Source organism: Paenibacillus pinistramenti (genome assembly GCF_005869875.1).
Classification (GTDB): domain Bacteria; phylum Bacillota; class Bacilli; order Paenibacillales; family Paenibacillaceae; genus Fontibacillus; species Fontibacillus pinistramenti.
Map to the genome: position 1 here is coordinate 194,963 of NZ_VAWG01000005.1, position 15,084 is coordinate 210,046.

At 53.3% G+C, this 15,084-nt stretch carries 12 protein-coding genes and 1 pseudogene; 4 read left to right on the forward strand and 9 right to left on the reverse strand.

Annotation, left to right across the window (positions count from 1 at the left end; all coding sequences use genetic code 11):
- Nucleotides 1–114 precede the first annotated feature (114 nt).
- Nucleotides 115–1,029 (forward strand): ABC transporter ATP-binding protein, encoded by a 915-nt coding sequence (locus FCN15_RS09130; protein ID WP_138494696.1) that lies wholly within the window; start codon nucleotides 115–117, stop codon nucleotides 1,027–1,029.
- The gene (locus FCN15_RS09135) at nucleotides 1,022–1,792 is read left to right on the forward strand and encodes an ABC transporter permease (protein WP_138494697.1); all 771 of its coding nucleotides are present in this window, start codon (nucleotides 1,022–1,024) and stop codon (nucleotides 1,790–1,792) included. Before FCN15_RS09130 ends, FCN15_RS09135 begins: the two co-directional genes overlap by 8 nt.
- Before the next feature lie 155 nt (nucleotides 1,793–1,947).
- On the opposite strand, the gene FCN15_RS09140 is transcribed toward FCN15_RS09135, so the two are convergent.
- The 7 genes from FCN15_RS09140 to FCN15_RS09170 form a co-directional block, all read right to left on the reverse strand.
- Nucleotides 1,948–3,126 carry a response regulator transcription factor gene (locus FCN15_RS09140; protein WP_138494698.1) on the reverse strand — a complete coding sequence of 393 codons (1,179 nt, stop codon included), beginning with the start codon at nucleotides 3,124–3,126 and terminating at the stop codon, nucleotides 1,948–1,950.
- Nucleotides 3,123–4,835, reverse strand: coding sequence for a sensor histidine kinase (locus FCN15_RS09145; protein ID WP_203232113.1), 1,713 nt, complete (start codon nucleotides 4,833–4,835; stop codon nucleotides 3,123–3,125). Before FCN15_RS09145 ends, FCN15_RS09140 begins: the two co-directional genes overlap by 4 nt.
- A gap of 140 nt (nucleotides 4,836–4,975) precedes the next feature.
- Entirely contained in the window at nucleotides 4,976–5,815 is an 840-nt protein-coding gene (locus FCN15_RS09150; protein WP_138494700.1) for a carbohydrate ABC transporter permease, read from the reverse strand.
- A gap of 17 nt (nucleotides 5,816–5,832) precedes the next feature.
- Nucleotides 5,833–6,726 carry a carbohydrate ABC transporter permease gene (locus tag FCN15_RS09155; protein ID WP_138494701.1) on the reverse strand — a complete coding sequence of 298 codons (894 nt, stop codon included), beginning with the start codon at nucleotides 6,724–6,726 and terminating at the stop codon, nucleotides 5,833–5,835.
- 89 nt (nucleotides 6,727–6,815) lie between these two features.
- Nucleotides 6,816–8,159 carry an extracellular solute-binding protein gene (locus tag FCN15_RS09160; RefSeq protein ID WP_138494702.1) on the reverse strand — a complete coding sequence of 448 codons (1,344 nt, stop codon included), beginning with the start codon at nucleotides 8,157–8,159 and terminating at the stop codon, nucleotides 6,816–6,818.
- Between the two features lie 228 nt (nucleotides 8,160–8,387).
- Entirely contained in the window at nucleotides 8,388–8,792 is a 405-nt protein-coding gene (locus FCN15_RS09165) for a bactofilin family protein (RefSeq protein WP_138494703.1), read from the reverse strand.
- 43 nt (nucleotides 8,793–8,835) lie between these two features.
- Nucleotides 8,836–9,849: a M23 family metallopeptidase gene (locus FCN15_RS09170; RefSeq protein WP_138494704.1), complete on the reverse strand. Its 1,014-nt coding sequence runs from the start codon at nucleotides 9,847–9,849 to the stop codon at nucleotides 8,836–8,838.
- Nucleotides 9,850–10,022: 173 nt separating this feature from the next.
- Here FCN15_RS09170 and cls point away from each other — a divergent pair, with 173 nt between their 5' ends.
- Complete coding sequence (gene cls, locus FCN15_RS09175) at nucleotides 10,023–11,447, forward strand: cardiolipin synthase (protein ID WP_138494705.1); 1,425 nt, start codon at nucleotides 10,023–10,025, stop codon at nucleotides 11,445–11,447.
- Nucleotides 11,448–11,502: 55 nt separating this feature from the next.
- Here the strand turns inward: cls and ligD are convergent, their stop codons facing one another.
- On the reverse strand, nucleotides 11,503–12,390 hold the full coding sequence (gene ligD / locus FCN15_RS09180; protein ID WP_138494706.1) for a non-homologous end-joining DNA ligase: 888 nt from the start codon (nucleotides 12,388–12,390) through the stop codon (nucleotides 11,503–11,505).
- A 296-nt stretch (nucleotides 12,391–12,686) separates the two neighbouring features.
- On the opposite strand from ligD, the gene FCN15_RS09185 reads away from it, so the two are divergent.
- A complete protein-coding gene (locus FCN15_RS09185) occupies nucleotides 12,687–13,634 on the forward strand; it encodes an ATP-dependent DNA ligase (RefSeq protein ID WP_238996587.1) in 948 nt (315 codons plus the stop codon).
- A 316-nt stretch (nucleotides 13,635–13,950) separates the two neighbouring features.
- Here the strand turns inward: FCN15_RS09185 and ku are convergent.
- Nucleotides 13,951–14,829 (reverse strand): annotated as a pseudogene (ku, locus tag FCN15_RS09190) (non-homologous end joining protein Ku); the annotation flags it as partial.
- Nucleotides 14,830–15,084: the final 255 nt, after the last annotated feature.

A 15,084-nucleotide genomic window follows, 5' to 3' on the forward strand; every position in this document is an offset into this window, starting at 1 on the left:
TTGAGCCGTCCTTTTCTTTTTTGGAGAGAGAGGAACTGCCGGATGTGATACAATTAAGGAAATTACTGCCTGAATTTAGCGGTAATGCAGTCATTAAGAGGAGGAGCGTGCCCCATGACAAGCCAGGAGCCGGTTGTTCGGATGATTAACGTCACGAAGAAAATCGGCAGCAAAACCTTGATTGACAAGCTCAATCTGGAAATTCCGCCGGGCCGGGTATTTGGATTTCTCGGACCGAACGGTGCCGGCAAAACGACCACAATCCGCATGATGGTAGGCCTGATGTCAATCAGCGAGGGAGATATTTACATAGGCCAGTCCAGCGTCAAAACCGATTTCGAGGGCGCAATGAGACAAATTGGCGCCATTGTTGAGAACCCGGAAATGTACAAGTTTCTGACCGGCTATCAGAATCTGCTGCACTACGCCCGGATGACCCCGGGCATCACCAGAGCCCGGATTGATGAAGCCGTTGCCCGGGTAGGCTTAACCAACCGGATTCATGAGAAGGTGAAGACGTATTCCCTCGGTATGCGCCAGCGGCTTGGCGTAGCCCAGGCCATTCTTCACCGGCCGAAGCTGCTCGTGCTTGACGAGCCGACGAACGGTCTGGACCCGCAGGGCATCCGCGAGCTGCGCGATTATCTGCAGGAGCTGGCCCATCAGGAAGGGACCACCGTATTTGTCTCCAGCCACCTGCTGTCCGAGATGGAGCTGATGTGCGACACGGTTGCGGTAATCAAGCAGGGCAGGCTGGTTGACGTCAAAGACCTGCGTGGAAGCGCAGAGGCAGGCAGACGGGAAACGGCCTTTGAAGTGGATAAGCCGCTGGAAGCAGCCGCCCTTGCAGGCAGCGGCACCATTGACGGATCGAAGCTCATCGTTGCCGTAGACCGGGAGGAAACGGCCGACCTGAATGCCCGGCTTGCCGCAGGCGGAATCCGGGTGTACAGCATTACGGTGCTGACCCGTTCGCTGGAGGATCAATTCTTTGAAATGACAGGAAGAGGGGGCGGGCAAATTGGGTAATTTTCTGCTGCTTCTGCAGAACGAGAATATGAAGATTTACCGGCGTATCCGTACCTGGGTTATGCTGGGACTCATTGTGGCGATACCGGCACTGTTTGCCGTATTGGTGAAAGTTAGCGTGACAGATGACCCTGGAGCTTGGGATATGTTTTCCAATATAACAATTATCTATATGCTGGTGTCTGTATTCGCCTCTGTGATCTTCGCCGACATTGTAGCTTCCGAGTTCGGATGGGGAACCATCAAGCTTCTGCTGATCCGCCCCTGGAAGCGAAGCAAAATTCTGCTGTCCAAGCTGCTAGCAGGCATTCTGTTCTCTCTGATCTCGACGATTTTGTTCCTTGCCGTAGATTTCATCTTATCCTTTGCTTTATTCCACGGACGGTCCGTCAATGAGTATCCGGCGGATTACACGGCGTTCTCTTATGCCATGGAGCAGATGCTGTATCAGTACGTGGACCTGCTTGTCATCTGTGTCATCGCGTTTATGCTGTCCACTCTTTTCCGCAGCAGCGGCATCTCGATCGGTTTGTCGATCTTTATCCTGTTTGCGCGCAACATTTTTCAGGCCCTGCTGAATCCCGAGCTGTATCCGTGGGCGAAATACGTCCTGTTCACCAATATGGATTTAAGCCAATATATGATGGGGGGCGGTCAGGCAGGGATGACGATGGGATTCTCCATCACCATGCTGGCCGTATATGTACTGGTCTTTCTGGCCATTTCCTGGGTCGTATTTATGAAGAGAGATGTGGCGGCATAACCCTTGATTGATTCGTGGGAAAAAAAGAAAGAAACCCGCAGCCTCCTTCCGGAGGCGCGGGTTTCTGCATGTTTATCGGCACTCAAGCCGATTAGAGCCGCATATGGTCGGCATCGTGCCGCACTAGAGCTGCATTCGGGCGGCGCCCGCCGTACCTATTTCACGGTGCTTTCCTGCTGCATCCGGTATTCGGTCGGGGTCAGCCCGAATTTCTTGCGGAACACCTGGGTGAAATGCCGCATGTCCTGGTAGCCGATCTGCTCGGCGATTTCCGCCAGCCTGAAGCTGGGGTTCTGCAGAAGCTTCTTGGCATGCTCCAGTCTCAGTGAAATGACGTATTCCTTATAGCCCTGGCCGGTCTTCTGCTTAAAGAGCTGGCTGAAGTACACCGGATTCAGAAATACAACGGAGGCGACGCGCTCCAGGGAAAGGTCTTCGTTATAATGTTCATTGATGTAGTCCAAGGCGATGTCAATCGCTGTTTCGCCAGTTCCCTTGGCCGGTTCTGTCAGCTTCACCGGAGATGGCTTGCGCATGCCGCTGATCATCTGCGGAACGGACCGGATGTCATTGCTTTCGCCGGACACCCTAATTTGATAAGGAACCCGCAGATAATGGTTCATATGCTCTTTGAGCTGCTGCTGAAGCTGCTCCAGCTTGGCTGGACTGGCAGGCTTAAACAGTCCCAGCACGCTTTGCCGGTCATAGCTGACCACAAATCCGCCGCCGCAGCGGTCGATGAGTTCGGAGAGAACATTTTCCATTATAAAATGCTCCAGGTTAGCGTTTCGTTCGCCGGCATCCAGCTGGACAAGAATTAAATGAAAGCGGGGGTAATCCTCGATAAAGGGCTCGAGGCTGAGATTACCGGTGTCCAGTCCGGAGGCCAGACGCTGAAACACGCCTTCGCGAAGGTACTTGAGGTTGGACTTAAGCAGCTCTTCTTCCCGGAAGAGGGATTTCTCCTGGCGGATTTCCTCTTCAAGCTCGCCGATCAGCTCGGCTAACCGCTTCTTGCCAATCGGCTTGAGCAGATAGTCACGGGCCCCGAGCCGGACGGCTTCCTGAGCGTATGAGAACTCATTATGGGCAGAGATGACGACCCACTTTACGAAGGGGTAGCGGTGTTTGGACATCCGCATAAATTCCAGTCCGCTGATGCCCGGCATCAAAATGTCGGTCAGTACAAGGTCGAAGCGCTTGCTGCCCAGCAGCTCCGCCGCTTCTGCTGTTGTTTCGGCGACGTCGACAGCATGCTCCGGAAAGGCCTGCAGAATGGTTCGTTTAATGCCTTCCCGGATCGCACGTTCATCATCTGCAATCAGTATATTCACGAGCTAGTTCCTCCTTCTTCAGGCTGCGGCAGCCGGATGATGACCGTGGTTCCCAAGCCTGGGATGCTTTGGATGTGCAAGCCGCCGTCGGCTCCAAACATATTTTTCAGCCTGCGGTGCAGGTTAATCAGGCCAATGCCGCCTTTGGTCCCGCTCTCCGCCTCCTGCTGGCCGTTCAAGGAACGGGAGAGACGTTCAAGCGTCGATGGCTCCATGCCTTTTCCATTATCCTGGATAATAATTTCAAAGGTGCGCTCCTGCTCGCGTGTATAAACAATCAGCAGGCCGGGGCGGTCGAGCGCCTCGAGCCCGTATTTAACAGCGTTTTCAATAACGGGTTGAAGCGTCATTTTGGGCAGCCGGATCTCCAGCAGCCGTTCTTCGATCTGAACCTCCACCTGAAGCCGGCCTTCCAGGCGCATCTTGATAATATTCAGATAATGCTGGATCTGCTCCAGCTCCTCGCGCAGCGTTACTTTGGCCTCTGCTTCCCAGTGGCTGCTGTAGCGGAACATATGGGACAAAGAGAGAACGACTTCTCCCAGGTCGTCTTCTTCCTTCTCATCCAGCATCCAATAAATCATATCCAGCGTATTATATAAAAAGTGCGGGTTCACCTGGGACTGAAGGGCCTGCAGCTCGGCATTTTTCTCACTGACGGAAGAAAGCTTGACCCGTTCGATTAATTCCTCGATCCGGTGAACCATCCGGTTAAAGGAAGCCACCAGAATATTGATCTCCATATAAGAAGTGACGTTCACTTCCCCGCGGAAGTTCCCGATCTCCACCTGCTTCATTTCGCGGATCAGCCGGATGATCGGCTGGGAGATGGTCCTTGATACCATAGAGGCAATCAGGGCGGATACGATAATCAAGATTGAGATGACAATCAGCAGATAACGCTGCATCTGGACCATTTCGACATTCAAATCCCGGTTCGGGGTTACGCTGGCCACATACCATTCCGATAAGGGAAGTCTGGAGGCGACGGTCAAATTCTGCTTATCCTGCCGCACAGCGACATCCTGGGAATCGGCCAGGCCGGACAGCTTTGGTGCTGGATTACCTGACGTATCGGTTGAGAAAATAACACGGTCATCCTGGGAAATCAGGTAGACCTGACTATGCTCGCTTAATTTCAGATTGTCCAAAGCGGACAGAATTGCCTGGGGATCGGTCTCGTAAAGGACGACGCCGATCGGCTTGTGTTCATCCAGATTATAAATCTGCCTCCCGAAAGCGAAGACTGGGCGGCTCTCATTCTGGTCAATCAGGGAGTGGGGGAATACGCCGAGCAGCATAAGCCTCCCGGAGGACTGCATCAGCTGCTGGTACCAATCCTGGGACTGGTAATCCGGATCCACAATATTGAAGTAGTTGCCGTAATTATAGATGTTGCCTTTGTTGGTAAGGACATGGATGCCGATCAGATCATCACGGGAATAGAATACCGCGCCGATGATGTTGGTGATCGACCGTTCATTAATGTACTGAATTGCCGGTTCATCCGTCGTTTCACTCAGCACCCGGACCAGGTCGAAGTTGTTGCTGAGCGTCTTGGACAAGCTGTCATAGCCTTTATACAGCAGGTCGAACAGCCCGACGGTCTGGGAAACGTTCTTCGTGGATAAATCGCTGATCTTCTGATGAACCTGTGAGGTTGTCCTGTTGTAGTAGAGCAGGCTGACAATCAAGAGAAGGCCTGACATACAAAATAAAAACAGCAGAAACAACCGATGGTGTATGGAATGAATGCCTCTCCTCAAGGAATTAATCCTCCCGTCATGGTGTTCTGCTGTTCTATTATAAAGCGGATGAGTGGAAAAACAAACCACTTTGTCAATTTCGCCTAGCCTTTAACCGCACCAGCGACCATCCCTTTGGTAATGCGCTCGGACAAGATGAAATAGATGATGATAACCGGCAGTGCGCCCATAATCAGGAAGGCGCCGATATCGCCGTAATTGACTGAATATTGGCTGACGAATGAGTATACGCCAAATGGGAGTGTTTTCCATTTCTCGGAAGAAATAAAGGTGGCAGCCATAATATATTCGTTCCAGATGTTGATGAAAGTAAGGATACAGACCGTCATCATCGGCGGAGCCGAAACCGGAAGAATAATGCTGCGGAAAATCCGGTAAATGCTTGCGCCGTCCACGAAAGCGGACTCTTCAATTTCTCCCGGAATGCTTCTCATGAAGCCGGACAGAATGAAGATCGCGATCGGCAGCTGGAAGGCGATATAAGGCAGAATCAGGGAGAGCGGCGAATCCAGGACATGGAAGGAGCCGGTCTTGAGATTTTTAAAGATCAGCATCAAGGGCAGCAGTGTTGCCTGCATTGGAATCATCATGCCCATCAAGAAGACCAGCATGACCACATTGCCGTATCTCCAGCGGAAGCGGGAGACTGCGTAAGCGACCATGGAGGCCAGCAGAATCACGAAGATCATGGTCACTGCAGTCACTAATACGCTGTTGCTGAGGTACCGCACATAATGCCCGTTCTCATAGGCCTCTTTGTAGTTGGCCCACTGAAAATGCTTAGGCAGGGAGAAGAAGCTTCCGCTCAAAATTTCTTCGTTCGTCTTCAGGGAATACAGAAACAGCCACAGCAGCGGGTACAATTGGGTAATGACCGGAATCGCGAACAGAAGATACACGAGTCCTTTTTTTGCATATTTCATATCGTGTTCTCCTCTCCTTATCCTACTTTTTTCTCTACGCGGCCAAAAATAAAGTTAATGAAGAAGGTGCAGATCAGGCAAACGAGAACGAGGAAGGTTGCGATTGCACTGCCGTAACCATATTTCAGGGACAGGAAAGAGTTGTTGTACATCAGTGTCGAAATCACGTCCGTAGCATGCGCAGGCCCGCCGCCTGTGACAACCATAACCATATCGAAGGACTGAAGGGAGCCGATAAACGCAAGCACGATCGAAATTTTCAGGATAGGTACAATCAGCGGCAAAGTAATGTAACGGTCTGCTTTAAAGCCTTCTGCGCCGTCGATTCTGGCCGCCTCGTAAACTTCCTCCGGCAGGTTCTGAACGCCAGTGAACTGGATCAGAAGGTGATAACCGAAATACTGCCAGAGCGAAATGATATAGACGAAGTACATGGCGATTTTGGGTTCGGTCAGCCAGCCGTGCTGCCAGCTGTCGAGGCCGAGGGAGATGAGAATGCCGTTCAGCATGCCGCCCATCGAGGCGGGGTTATAGATCGTTTTCCAGAGCTGGCCGATGATAACGACCGACAGAATAACCGGAACGAAATAAATGGAGACGAGCGTATTGGCTCTTCTCTTGATGAAACGGTTAAGCAGGATTGCCATAAACAGACACAAAGGAATTTCCAGCATGGACGCTACCGCGTACAGCAGGGTCCGCCGAACGGACGGCCAAAATACGGGATCGTGGAAGAACATCGTTTTGAAGTTGTCAAAACCTATAAATTTAGCTGTAGTAATACCGTCCCAGTTCAGAAGGCCGGTATAGAAGGATACGAGAATAGGCACAAACACGAGGACGACGTACAGAAGCAAGCATGGAAGCACAAACACGGCAATTGTACGGGCCGGGACTTTCAATACATTCATGGTTTCTCAGCCTCCCTTTATATATTTATTGGAAAAAGCAGGATGCGAAGGAGCTTTATCGGCTTCTTCGCATCCCTTCGTAAGCCGTCTTATTTGTTGGCTTCAAATGCGGTTTGATGCTCTTTAGCAACAGTTGCAGAGTCAACTTTTTGGACAAACAGGTTTTGGATGCTGCTGAGGTGAGCCTGGGAAACGGCTGGGTTCATCGTGTTATCGAAGGACAGGTCGCCGCCTTTGATGTCGTTAAACATGGAAGCTACTTCCATTGCCAGATCGGAATAACCAGCGGATTTCAAGTCGCCGTCAACCTTTTGGCCCAAGCCTACAGCATTCTTGTATTCGAATTGTTTCTTAGGATAATTAACAGCGAAGTAGTTCAGGAAATCTTTGGTTTCTTGCAGGTGTTCACTGTTGGCGGATACGGCGAACGCGCTGCCTGGAGCCAGCATGAACTCGTTCAGATCGCCTTTGCCGTCGACCGTAGGGAAGCGGAATGCGCCGACTTGGCTGCCCACGGAGGAAGAGTCGATTGCGCCGGTCTCCCAAGTACCGATAATGAACATGGCTGCTTGACCGGTCTTGAACAGGTTGCCGCCTGCGTTGGCGTCAATGGAAGTTGCACCTTCAGGGAACGCGCCAGCCTGCACCAGATCCTGGAAGCGGTCAACAGCTTCGACGAAGGCAGGATCTTCAAACGTTCTCTTGCCGTCTACTACGTCTTTCAGGAAGCCAGGGCCGCCGTTTGTGCGGAGCAGGATGTTCATGAACAGGAAGGAGCCGGTCCAGGTATCCTTCTCACCGATCGCGATTGGCGTAATGCCTTTGGCTTTGAGCGCTTTCACGTCTGCCAGCAGCTCGTCAAACGTTGTTGGAACCTGCGAGATTCCGGCTTGCTGGAACAGATCTTTATTGTAGTAGACAACCTCGATGTTGTTGCCGTCCGGAACTGCATAGACATTGCCGTCAAAGGTATAGTTATCCAGCAATCCGGCTTGATACGTATCTTTCAGGCCGTTCTGATCGAGCATATCGTTCAGCGGAGCCAGAAGGCCGGCGTCTACGAATGGCTGCATTTGGGCGGCCGGGTTCACGATTGTAATATCAGGCACTTCTTTGGAAGCCGCTTGGGTCTTCAATTTCAGCTTCTGCTGGTCGGTATTCAGCGTATCCAGCTCGATCTTGACGTTTGGATGCTCTTTCATGTAGCTGTCTACCAGATCATGCAGGGTTTTGTAGGAAGGTGTTGTCGGATCCGGCTGAATGTTCTGGAAAGTGATGGTCACCTTCTTGTCGCTGGCTGTGCTGCTGGATCCTCCGTTTGAGGAAGCAGCTCCGGAATTGCTGTTGTTGTTAGCGTTTCCACATGCGGCCAGGCCAAGAGTCAAGGCGCCTGCCAGAACTAAAGCCAATGTTTTTAGCGGTTTGTTTCCCATTGTTCAATGCCCCCTAGATTTGTTATGTTTCTATTGTTACTTTTTGAAACGCTTCCATCAAGGCATGAATTTAAGGTTTGAGGTTTGTTTTTTTTAGATATACGGATTTGAGGGAAATTCTAACTAACAAAAAAGACCACCCGCCCAAACAAAGCGGTGATCTTCACACATCCAGCTTATTCTTATAGAGCTCTGTCTTAGCTGCAAAAGGGTCCCCGGGAGCTGTATTCATCCGGTTTCTGCTCCGGTCTGGACGGAACTCTTGCCGAAGATGCTTTTGCTGTCTGCAGCAGCCGCCGTATCCATCCGGGTTTCTCCATTTAACCGTCCGCCTTCGGAAATCACCAGGATGCGGGCGTCGATATTGCCGATAATATGGCCGTTCTCAAGCAGCGTAAGCCGTCCGTTCGTGACCACATCGCCAAACACTTTGCCTGCCACAACGATGGAGGAGCCTTTAATGTTGGAGTGGGCTTCACCGCTTGCGCCAATGATGACCTCGCCGGAGCTTTCGATCTCCCCGCGGAAGACGCCTTCGATCCGGACACCGGACTCGCTGCGCAGAATGCCTTCGATATCGCTGCCCTGGCCGATCAAGGTGTAAGTTGCTTTGCCTGATTTGGACATTTTCATTCTGATGACCTCCGTTTCTGATGATCTCCGTTATTGATCTCCGTTATTGAATATAAGGGAGCGGATTCACCGGCTCATGTCTCTTCATGACCTGAAAGTGCAGATGGGGGCCTGTGCTTCTCCCGGTATTGCCCAGCTTTCCGATGATCTGGCCTTTCAATACATTGTCCCCCTGTTTAACCACGGAGGCGCTGAGGTGCATATACCAGGTTTCCAGGCTATTGCCGTGCTGGATGACGATAAAATTCCCTCTGGAACCGTCCCGCTGGACGGAGGTGACAACTCCGGCTGCCGCCGCATAAACGGGATCGCCGGTATGTCCGCCGATATCGATTCCGGCATGGAAGGCTGATTTTCCGGTAAAAGGATCGCTGCGGTAGCCAAAGCTCGAAGTTAAGCTGCGTGAAGGAGTGGGCCATAAGGAGGGGGTGGAGGAGAGGGCTTCAAGTCTGGCTTGGGCTTTGTCCAGCTGCGCCGGTATTTGCGCTTTCATGTGGTCGATCAGCTCGTTAATCGCCTCCAGATCGTCCTGCGTTTCATCCAGCAGCGCTTCTGTTCCCTGTCCGGCTTCTAGCTGATAAGCGGCTATGAATTCCCCGCCGGCTGCGAGGCCGGGGCTCCAGCCCAAAGAGGCGGATTTGAGCGAGGCTGTGGAAGCTTCGGACTCTTCCTCGGGTGACGGCTCAGAAAGCCCTGAATCTGCTAAAAAAGATTCCAGCTGCTCCTGCAGCCCGGAGACCTCGGCAAGCCTGCCCTGAACCTGCCGTGTTTCTGCGGCGAGGCTGACCACTTGACTCCGGAGCCTCCGCAGCGCTTCGTCTTTATCGGACACAACAGCTTCCATCGCAAGCTGCTGATCGGCCAGCTCCTGCTGAAGTCCGGCAATCCGGTCAGCCGACCTTAAATGCAGGCTGATGATGAGGCTTGAAATGGACAGAACAGCGGCAAAAGGGACGTAAACCAGCACAGGCTTCGGCACATACAATTGCTTGACTGGCACTTTGCTCTCTCTGAGGACCAGAAGAGTCAACCCTTGCGGAATTCTTGCAGCTCTCATAATGGCTCCTTTCACTTGCGCTTGATAGAGTCAAGAATCAAAGCTTGCTTATCCATTATGTATTCCTGCAAATCTTAAAACATGCCAAGTTGTCAATTTCATATGCCGGAAGGCTGGGGCGAATAAGATTAGAGCGGGTTGGTTAATGCTGAATAGATGGAGGTGGCGCTGCTTTGGCTTTATTGATTTTGATAGCTTTTATCTTTCAACTCGCAACCATTCTGATACTGGAGTTCCGCAGCCCGCCTAAGACCGTGGCCTGGCTTTTTATCCTGTTCTGCGTTCCGTTTATCGGATTCTTCCTTTATTATTTCGTGGCCAAAGATTATCAGAACCGCAGAAGAATCCGGCTGAGCGGCTCACCGCTGTTTCGGCGTATCGAAGCCCGTTTAAGGGAGCAGGCCGAAATCATCGAGGATACCGCCGGCATGAACAATCCGGAATTTGCCGGACAGGAAAGGCTGTTTGCGCTGCTGAGCCATCTCCGGGAATGTCCGATGACAGGCTGCAACGCGACGAGGGTGCTCAAGGATGGAGAGGAGACTTTCGCCAGCATGCTGGAAGCCATGGAGCAGGCAAAGGAGCATATACATATTGAATTTTATATTTTTCGCAGCGACATGATCGGCAGCAGGTTCAAGGATCTGATGATCCGGAAGGCCCGTGAAGGGGTTAAGGTCAGAGTGCTCTGCGACGGGCTTGGAAGCCTTATGCTCAAACGCAGCTTCATCCAGGAGATCAGGGAAGCGGGGGTAGAATTTCATTATTTTCTGCCGCCTTTCATCGCTCTGCTGGACAAGCGGGTGAATTACCGGAACCACCGGAAGATCATCGTGATCGACGGCACTGTCGGCTTCATGGGCGGCTTGAATGTAGGCGATGATTACCTGGGCCTGCACAGGAAAATGGGCTATTGGCGCGATACCCACCTGAGGCTGGAAGGGGACGCGGTCTATTTTCTGCAGCATACCTTTCTTGGGGATTGGAAGCTCGCCGGCGGCGGGGAAGTCACCCCTGGAGTTTTGTTTCCGCCTCATCATTGCCGCGGGCAGGAGCGGGTGCAGATTCTGACCAGCGGGCCCGATCAGGACTGGAGAACCATACAGGAAATGTGCTTTGGGGCAGCCGCTGTGGCCAAGCGGAGAATCTGGATCACAACGCCTTATTTCATTCCGGATGCGGCTGTCTATGAAGCCTTAAAGACGGCTGCCGTAAGCGGGCTGGATGTCCGGATCATCATTCCGTATCACTCGGACAGCAGGCTGGTTCACTGGGCTTCCCTGTCCTATCTCGAGGAGCTGCTGCGGGCTGGAGTAAAGTTTTACCAGTATGCCAAGGGCTTTGTGCACGCAAAAGTAATGGTTGTGGACGGCCTCCTGGCAACCGTCGGTTCAGCGAATCTGGATATGCGCAGCTTCTACAGCAATTTTGAAATGACGGCGGTCCTCTTCGATCCTCTTGCAATAGAAGAGCTGTCCCGGCAGTTTGAAGAGGATCTGCAGGAATGCAGGCCGGTTCTGCTGCCCAGCTTCCTGCAGCGGCCGAAGCGGCAGAAGGGACTTGAATTGTTCGCCAGAATGCTGTCGCCGCTGTTATGAAGGGGCAGGCAATTGCGGCGTGAGCTGCTGGCCATGTGCTGCCATGCGGAAGGCTTTATTTCATTAAATGCTTGAGAATCAAGTCCAGCGACTGGGGCGGCACCTGTGTGAGCAGGTCGCCTGTCCGCTGCAGCCGTTCTCCGATGTTGAGCAGATGGAAGTCGGAAGGCTTTGGATTCCGCCGGACCTCCTCCCAGGTTAAGGGAGTGGAGACGCTGGCCGCCTTTCTTGCCCGCGGCGTGTAGGCTGCGGCTATGGTTTTGCCGGAGTAGTGCTGCAGATAATCGAAATAGATCCGGTCCCCCCGGTCTTTCTTGAGCCTCTCGATGGTGAACAGGCCAGGGTGCTTCTCCGTAATATAGCGGGCGACAAAATGGCCGATGGCCCGGAGCTCGTCAAAGGTAATCCCGTAGTGGATCGGCACCATAATCTGGACGCCGGTAGCGCCGGAAGTCTTGGGCACAGAGTCCAGCCCCAATGAGGACAGGCAGTCCCCCACATAGGAGGCGGCTTCCATAATGCGGGGTTCTTCCTCCACCGATGGATCGAGGTCGATAATCCATTCGCAGGGCAGCTGTTCCCCTATATAGTGCAGCGAGGGATGAAACTCGATTGAGGCCAGATTGCCAAGCCACAGCAGGGTGGGGAGGCTGTCCAGAACGACGTAGCGGATGCCTTCATGCACGGAAGTGGGCACGAAGTCCGGAAGGGGCTCGGGGGCATTTTTCTGATAGAAAAAGGTGCTGTGAATGCCTCCTGGATACCGGATCGTCGTCAGCAGCCGGTTCCGGCAGCTGCGCAGCAGATAAGGTGCAAGCTCGGCAAGCTTCTGCAGGTAGACCATTTTGGTCACGCCGGCTTCCGGCCAGAGCAGCTTGTCCGGATTGGAAATGGTAATCTCATGACCTTCAACCTGAATTGAACCTTTAACAGCGGACGGCATGCTGAAACTCTCCTCCTTCTGTAATTTCTGTAGTGAATGGCAGCGGCTGATCCGCTCCCCCGTAGAATTCCCAAGGCAAGAAGCATTTATAAGGGATGGCTGGATGGGGAATGACAGCCGCGGCGGCAGGAAATGCTGTAAATAATGCTGTAAATAATGCTGTAAATAATGCTGTAAATCTAGGCACGGAGGGAAAACAGGGGAGTGGAAGTGGAGAAAGGAACGATGCAGCCGATGGAAATGATGGAAACGATGAAACTAATGAAACCAATGAAACCAATGAAACCGGTGAACCGATGAACCAAATGAAACCGGTCGAGCCTTTTGAGCCTGTCTCAACAGTCAGCCTGCCCTCCGGCAGCCGCTGGGCAGCCCAGGTCAAATGGGATGGAGTGCGCATGCTGGCCTATATGGACGGCTCCAGCTGCAGGCTGATCAACCGCAAAGGGAATGAACGGACTGCGCAGTATCCGGATTTGGCGGACATCGGGCGGTACTGCCGCGCGCAGTCTGTCATTCTGGACGGGGAGATGATGGCGATCGAGAACAGCAGGCCCTCCTTCCATGCCATTATGAAGCGCGACAGCCTGCGAAAGGAGCAGGAAATCCGTTCTGCGGTAAACCGGATTGCAGTCAATTATATGATCTTTGACATTTTGTGCCTGGACGGGGAATGGGTGACCGGTCGGACGCTCGAGGAACGGCAGCAGCTGCTGCAGAAGGTTATCGTTCCTAATGAGCGGGTTCAGCTCTGCCAAAACTTCAACGACCCGGAGCAATTGTTTGAGGTGATGCGGCAGCAGAGCTGGGAGGGCGTGGTCTGCAAGGATCTGGACAGCACGTATGCGGTCGGCGGCAAGGATAAGCGGTGGCAGAAGAAGAAATTTGTCCGCGATTTGTATGCGGCGGTGGGCGGTGTCACGTACCGTGACGGGATTGTAAATGCCCTGCTGCTGGGGCTTTATGACGAGCTGGGCCAGTTTATTTATATTGGACACGCGGGAAGCGGAAAATTTACCGGCTCCGACTGGCGCTTCGCCACGGAGGAAGCGAAGCGGTTAAAGGTTCCCGCCCGTCCCTTTGCCAATATTCCGGCACGGGTAAAAGGGGCGGCCTGGATGCTGCCGTCCCTGACAGTGAAGGTGGAATACCTGGAATGGACAACCGGCGGGACGCTGCGCCATCCCGTGCTGCAGGGCTTTGCGGGCGCTGCTCCGGACCAGTGCACCACTGCGCAGGTTTAAACCGGTCGGCCCCCATCATTCCACCTGCCAATCCGTTGAAGGGTCAGGACAGCTTCTTGGTGCTTGCTCTGCGCTTCGGCTTCGCTGGTTTGGTCAGTGAAGCGGCTGCCGCCGCCGTGATGACGCCAGTTTCGCCGGCTGTCTGTCCGGTGCGGTCAGCAGGCTCTGCGGCCGCTGCCGCTGCCTTCGCTCCCGCTGCCTTCACTCCCGACGCCTTCGCTCCCGACGTCTTCGCCCCTGCTGCCTTCGTGCCCGCCGCTTTGGAGCGGCCCCGGCCGGCTGCAGCTGTGCTGCCGCCCGCTGCTGCGGCTGCTTTGGCACTGGCTTGGGCCGGGACAGCTTCAGCGGCTGCCGCCGTTTTGCCGGCGCGTGTTTTGCGTCCAGCTGCTGCAGAAGCCGGTGCCGGTGTGCCGGGATCGGTCACGATCGGTCTGACCGCCTCGATGCTGGCCTGCAGCGCGGCCATCAGGTCGATGACATTTGTCTCCGGTTTGGCCGGAGCGAGGGACACCTCTTCCCCTGCAACCTTGTGCTGGATCAGCTCCAGCAGGGCATTCCGGTAATCGTCCGTATATTTCTCCGGCTCAAAGGGAGTCGAGAGCTGCTCGATCAGCAGCTTCGCCATCGTCAGCTCCTTATCGCTGACCTCGACCTCTCCCGGCAGGCCCGGCACCTGGGAGATCGGCCGGATCTCATCCGGATAAAAAATCGTTTCAACAGCAAGGCAGTTGTCCAGCACGCGGATGGCTGCAAGGCTGCTCTTGGAGCGGATCGCAATTTTGGCGATGCCGATCTTACTGGTGTCCCTCATCGCCTCAAGCAGGAGCCGGTAAGCATTTGAGCCTGCCTGGTCGGGCGATAAATAATAGGTTTTTTGAAAATAAATCGGGTCAATGTCGTGCAGATCGACAAAGTCCAGTATCGTAATCGTCTTGCTGCTCTGCTCTGCAAGCTGTTCAAGCTCCTCCTTCTCAAACAGCACGTATTTTCCTTTTTCATATTCATATCCTCTCGTGATTTCATCCCAGTTCACGTCTTTCTCGCAGGCCGGGCAGCGCCGCACATAAGAGATCGGGCTTCCGCACGTTTTGTGAATGTATTTCATTGAAATATCCTTGTCTTCGGTGGCGGAGAACATTTTGACCGGGACGTGAACGAGGCCGAAGCTGATCGCGCCCTTCCAGACGGTATGCATGGGCAAATCTCTCCTTTCCGTTTGAGCTTCTGCTCCTTCTGAAGGCAGCTGAACTTTTCATTAGTATGGTTGCTGTCAGGGGGGATTATTGCAGGCAGATAACGGGCATTTTGGCTGGCTGAAGGCCGGGTGTCCTTGCGGGACCTACGCATGAAATATATAATGGGATAGAAAAATCAGGGGATTTCCTATGCCGGATTTGCCTCTGCAACTCAGGCTTCAAACTGGTGCCAGGCCTTTCCGGATAAGGAGGGG

Coding starts and splice junctions, on each gene's coding strand:
- FCN15_RS09165 (WP_138494703.1), bottom strand. CDS start 8,792: ATGAAAATGTCCAAATCAGGCAAAGCAACTTACACCTTGATCGGCCAG.
- FCN15_RS09145 (WP_203232113.1), bottom strand. CDS start 4,835: ATGTCAGGCCTTCTCTTGATTGTCAGCCTGCTCTACTACAACAGGACA.
- FCN15_RS09160 (WP_138494702.1), bottom strand. CDS start 8,159: ATGGGAAACAAACCGCTAAAAACATTGGCTTTAGTTCTGGCAGGCGCC.
- FCN15_RS09185 (WP_238996587.1), top strand. CDS start 12,687: ATGAACCAAATGAAACCGGTCGAGCCTTTTGAGCCTGTCTCAACAGTC.
- FCN15_RS09150 (WP_138494700.1), bottom strand. CDS start 5,815: ATGAAATATGCAAAAAAAGGACTCGTGTATCTTCTGTTCGCGATTCCG.
- FCN15_RS09170 (WP_138494704.1), bottom strand. CDS start 9,849: ATGAGAGCTGCAAGAATTCCGCAAGGGTTGACTCTTCTGGTCCTCAGA.
- FCN15_RS09130 (WP_138494696.1), top strand. CDS start 115: ATGACAAGCCAGGAGCCGGTTGTTCGGATGATTAACGTCACGAAGAAA.
- FCN15_RS09155 (WP_138494701.1), bottom strand. CDS start 6,726: ATGAATGTATTGAAAGTCCCGGCCCGTACAATTGCCGTGTTTGTGCTT.
- ligD (WP_138494706.1), bottom strand. CDS start 12,390: ATGCCGTCCGCTGTTAAAGGTTCAATTCAGGTTGAAGGTCATGAGATT.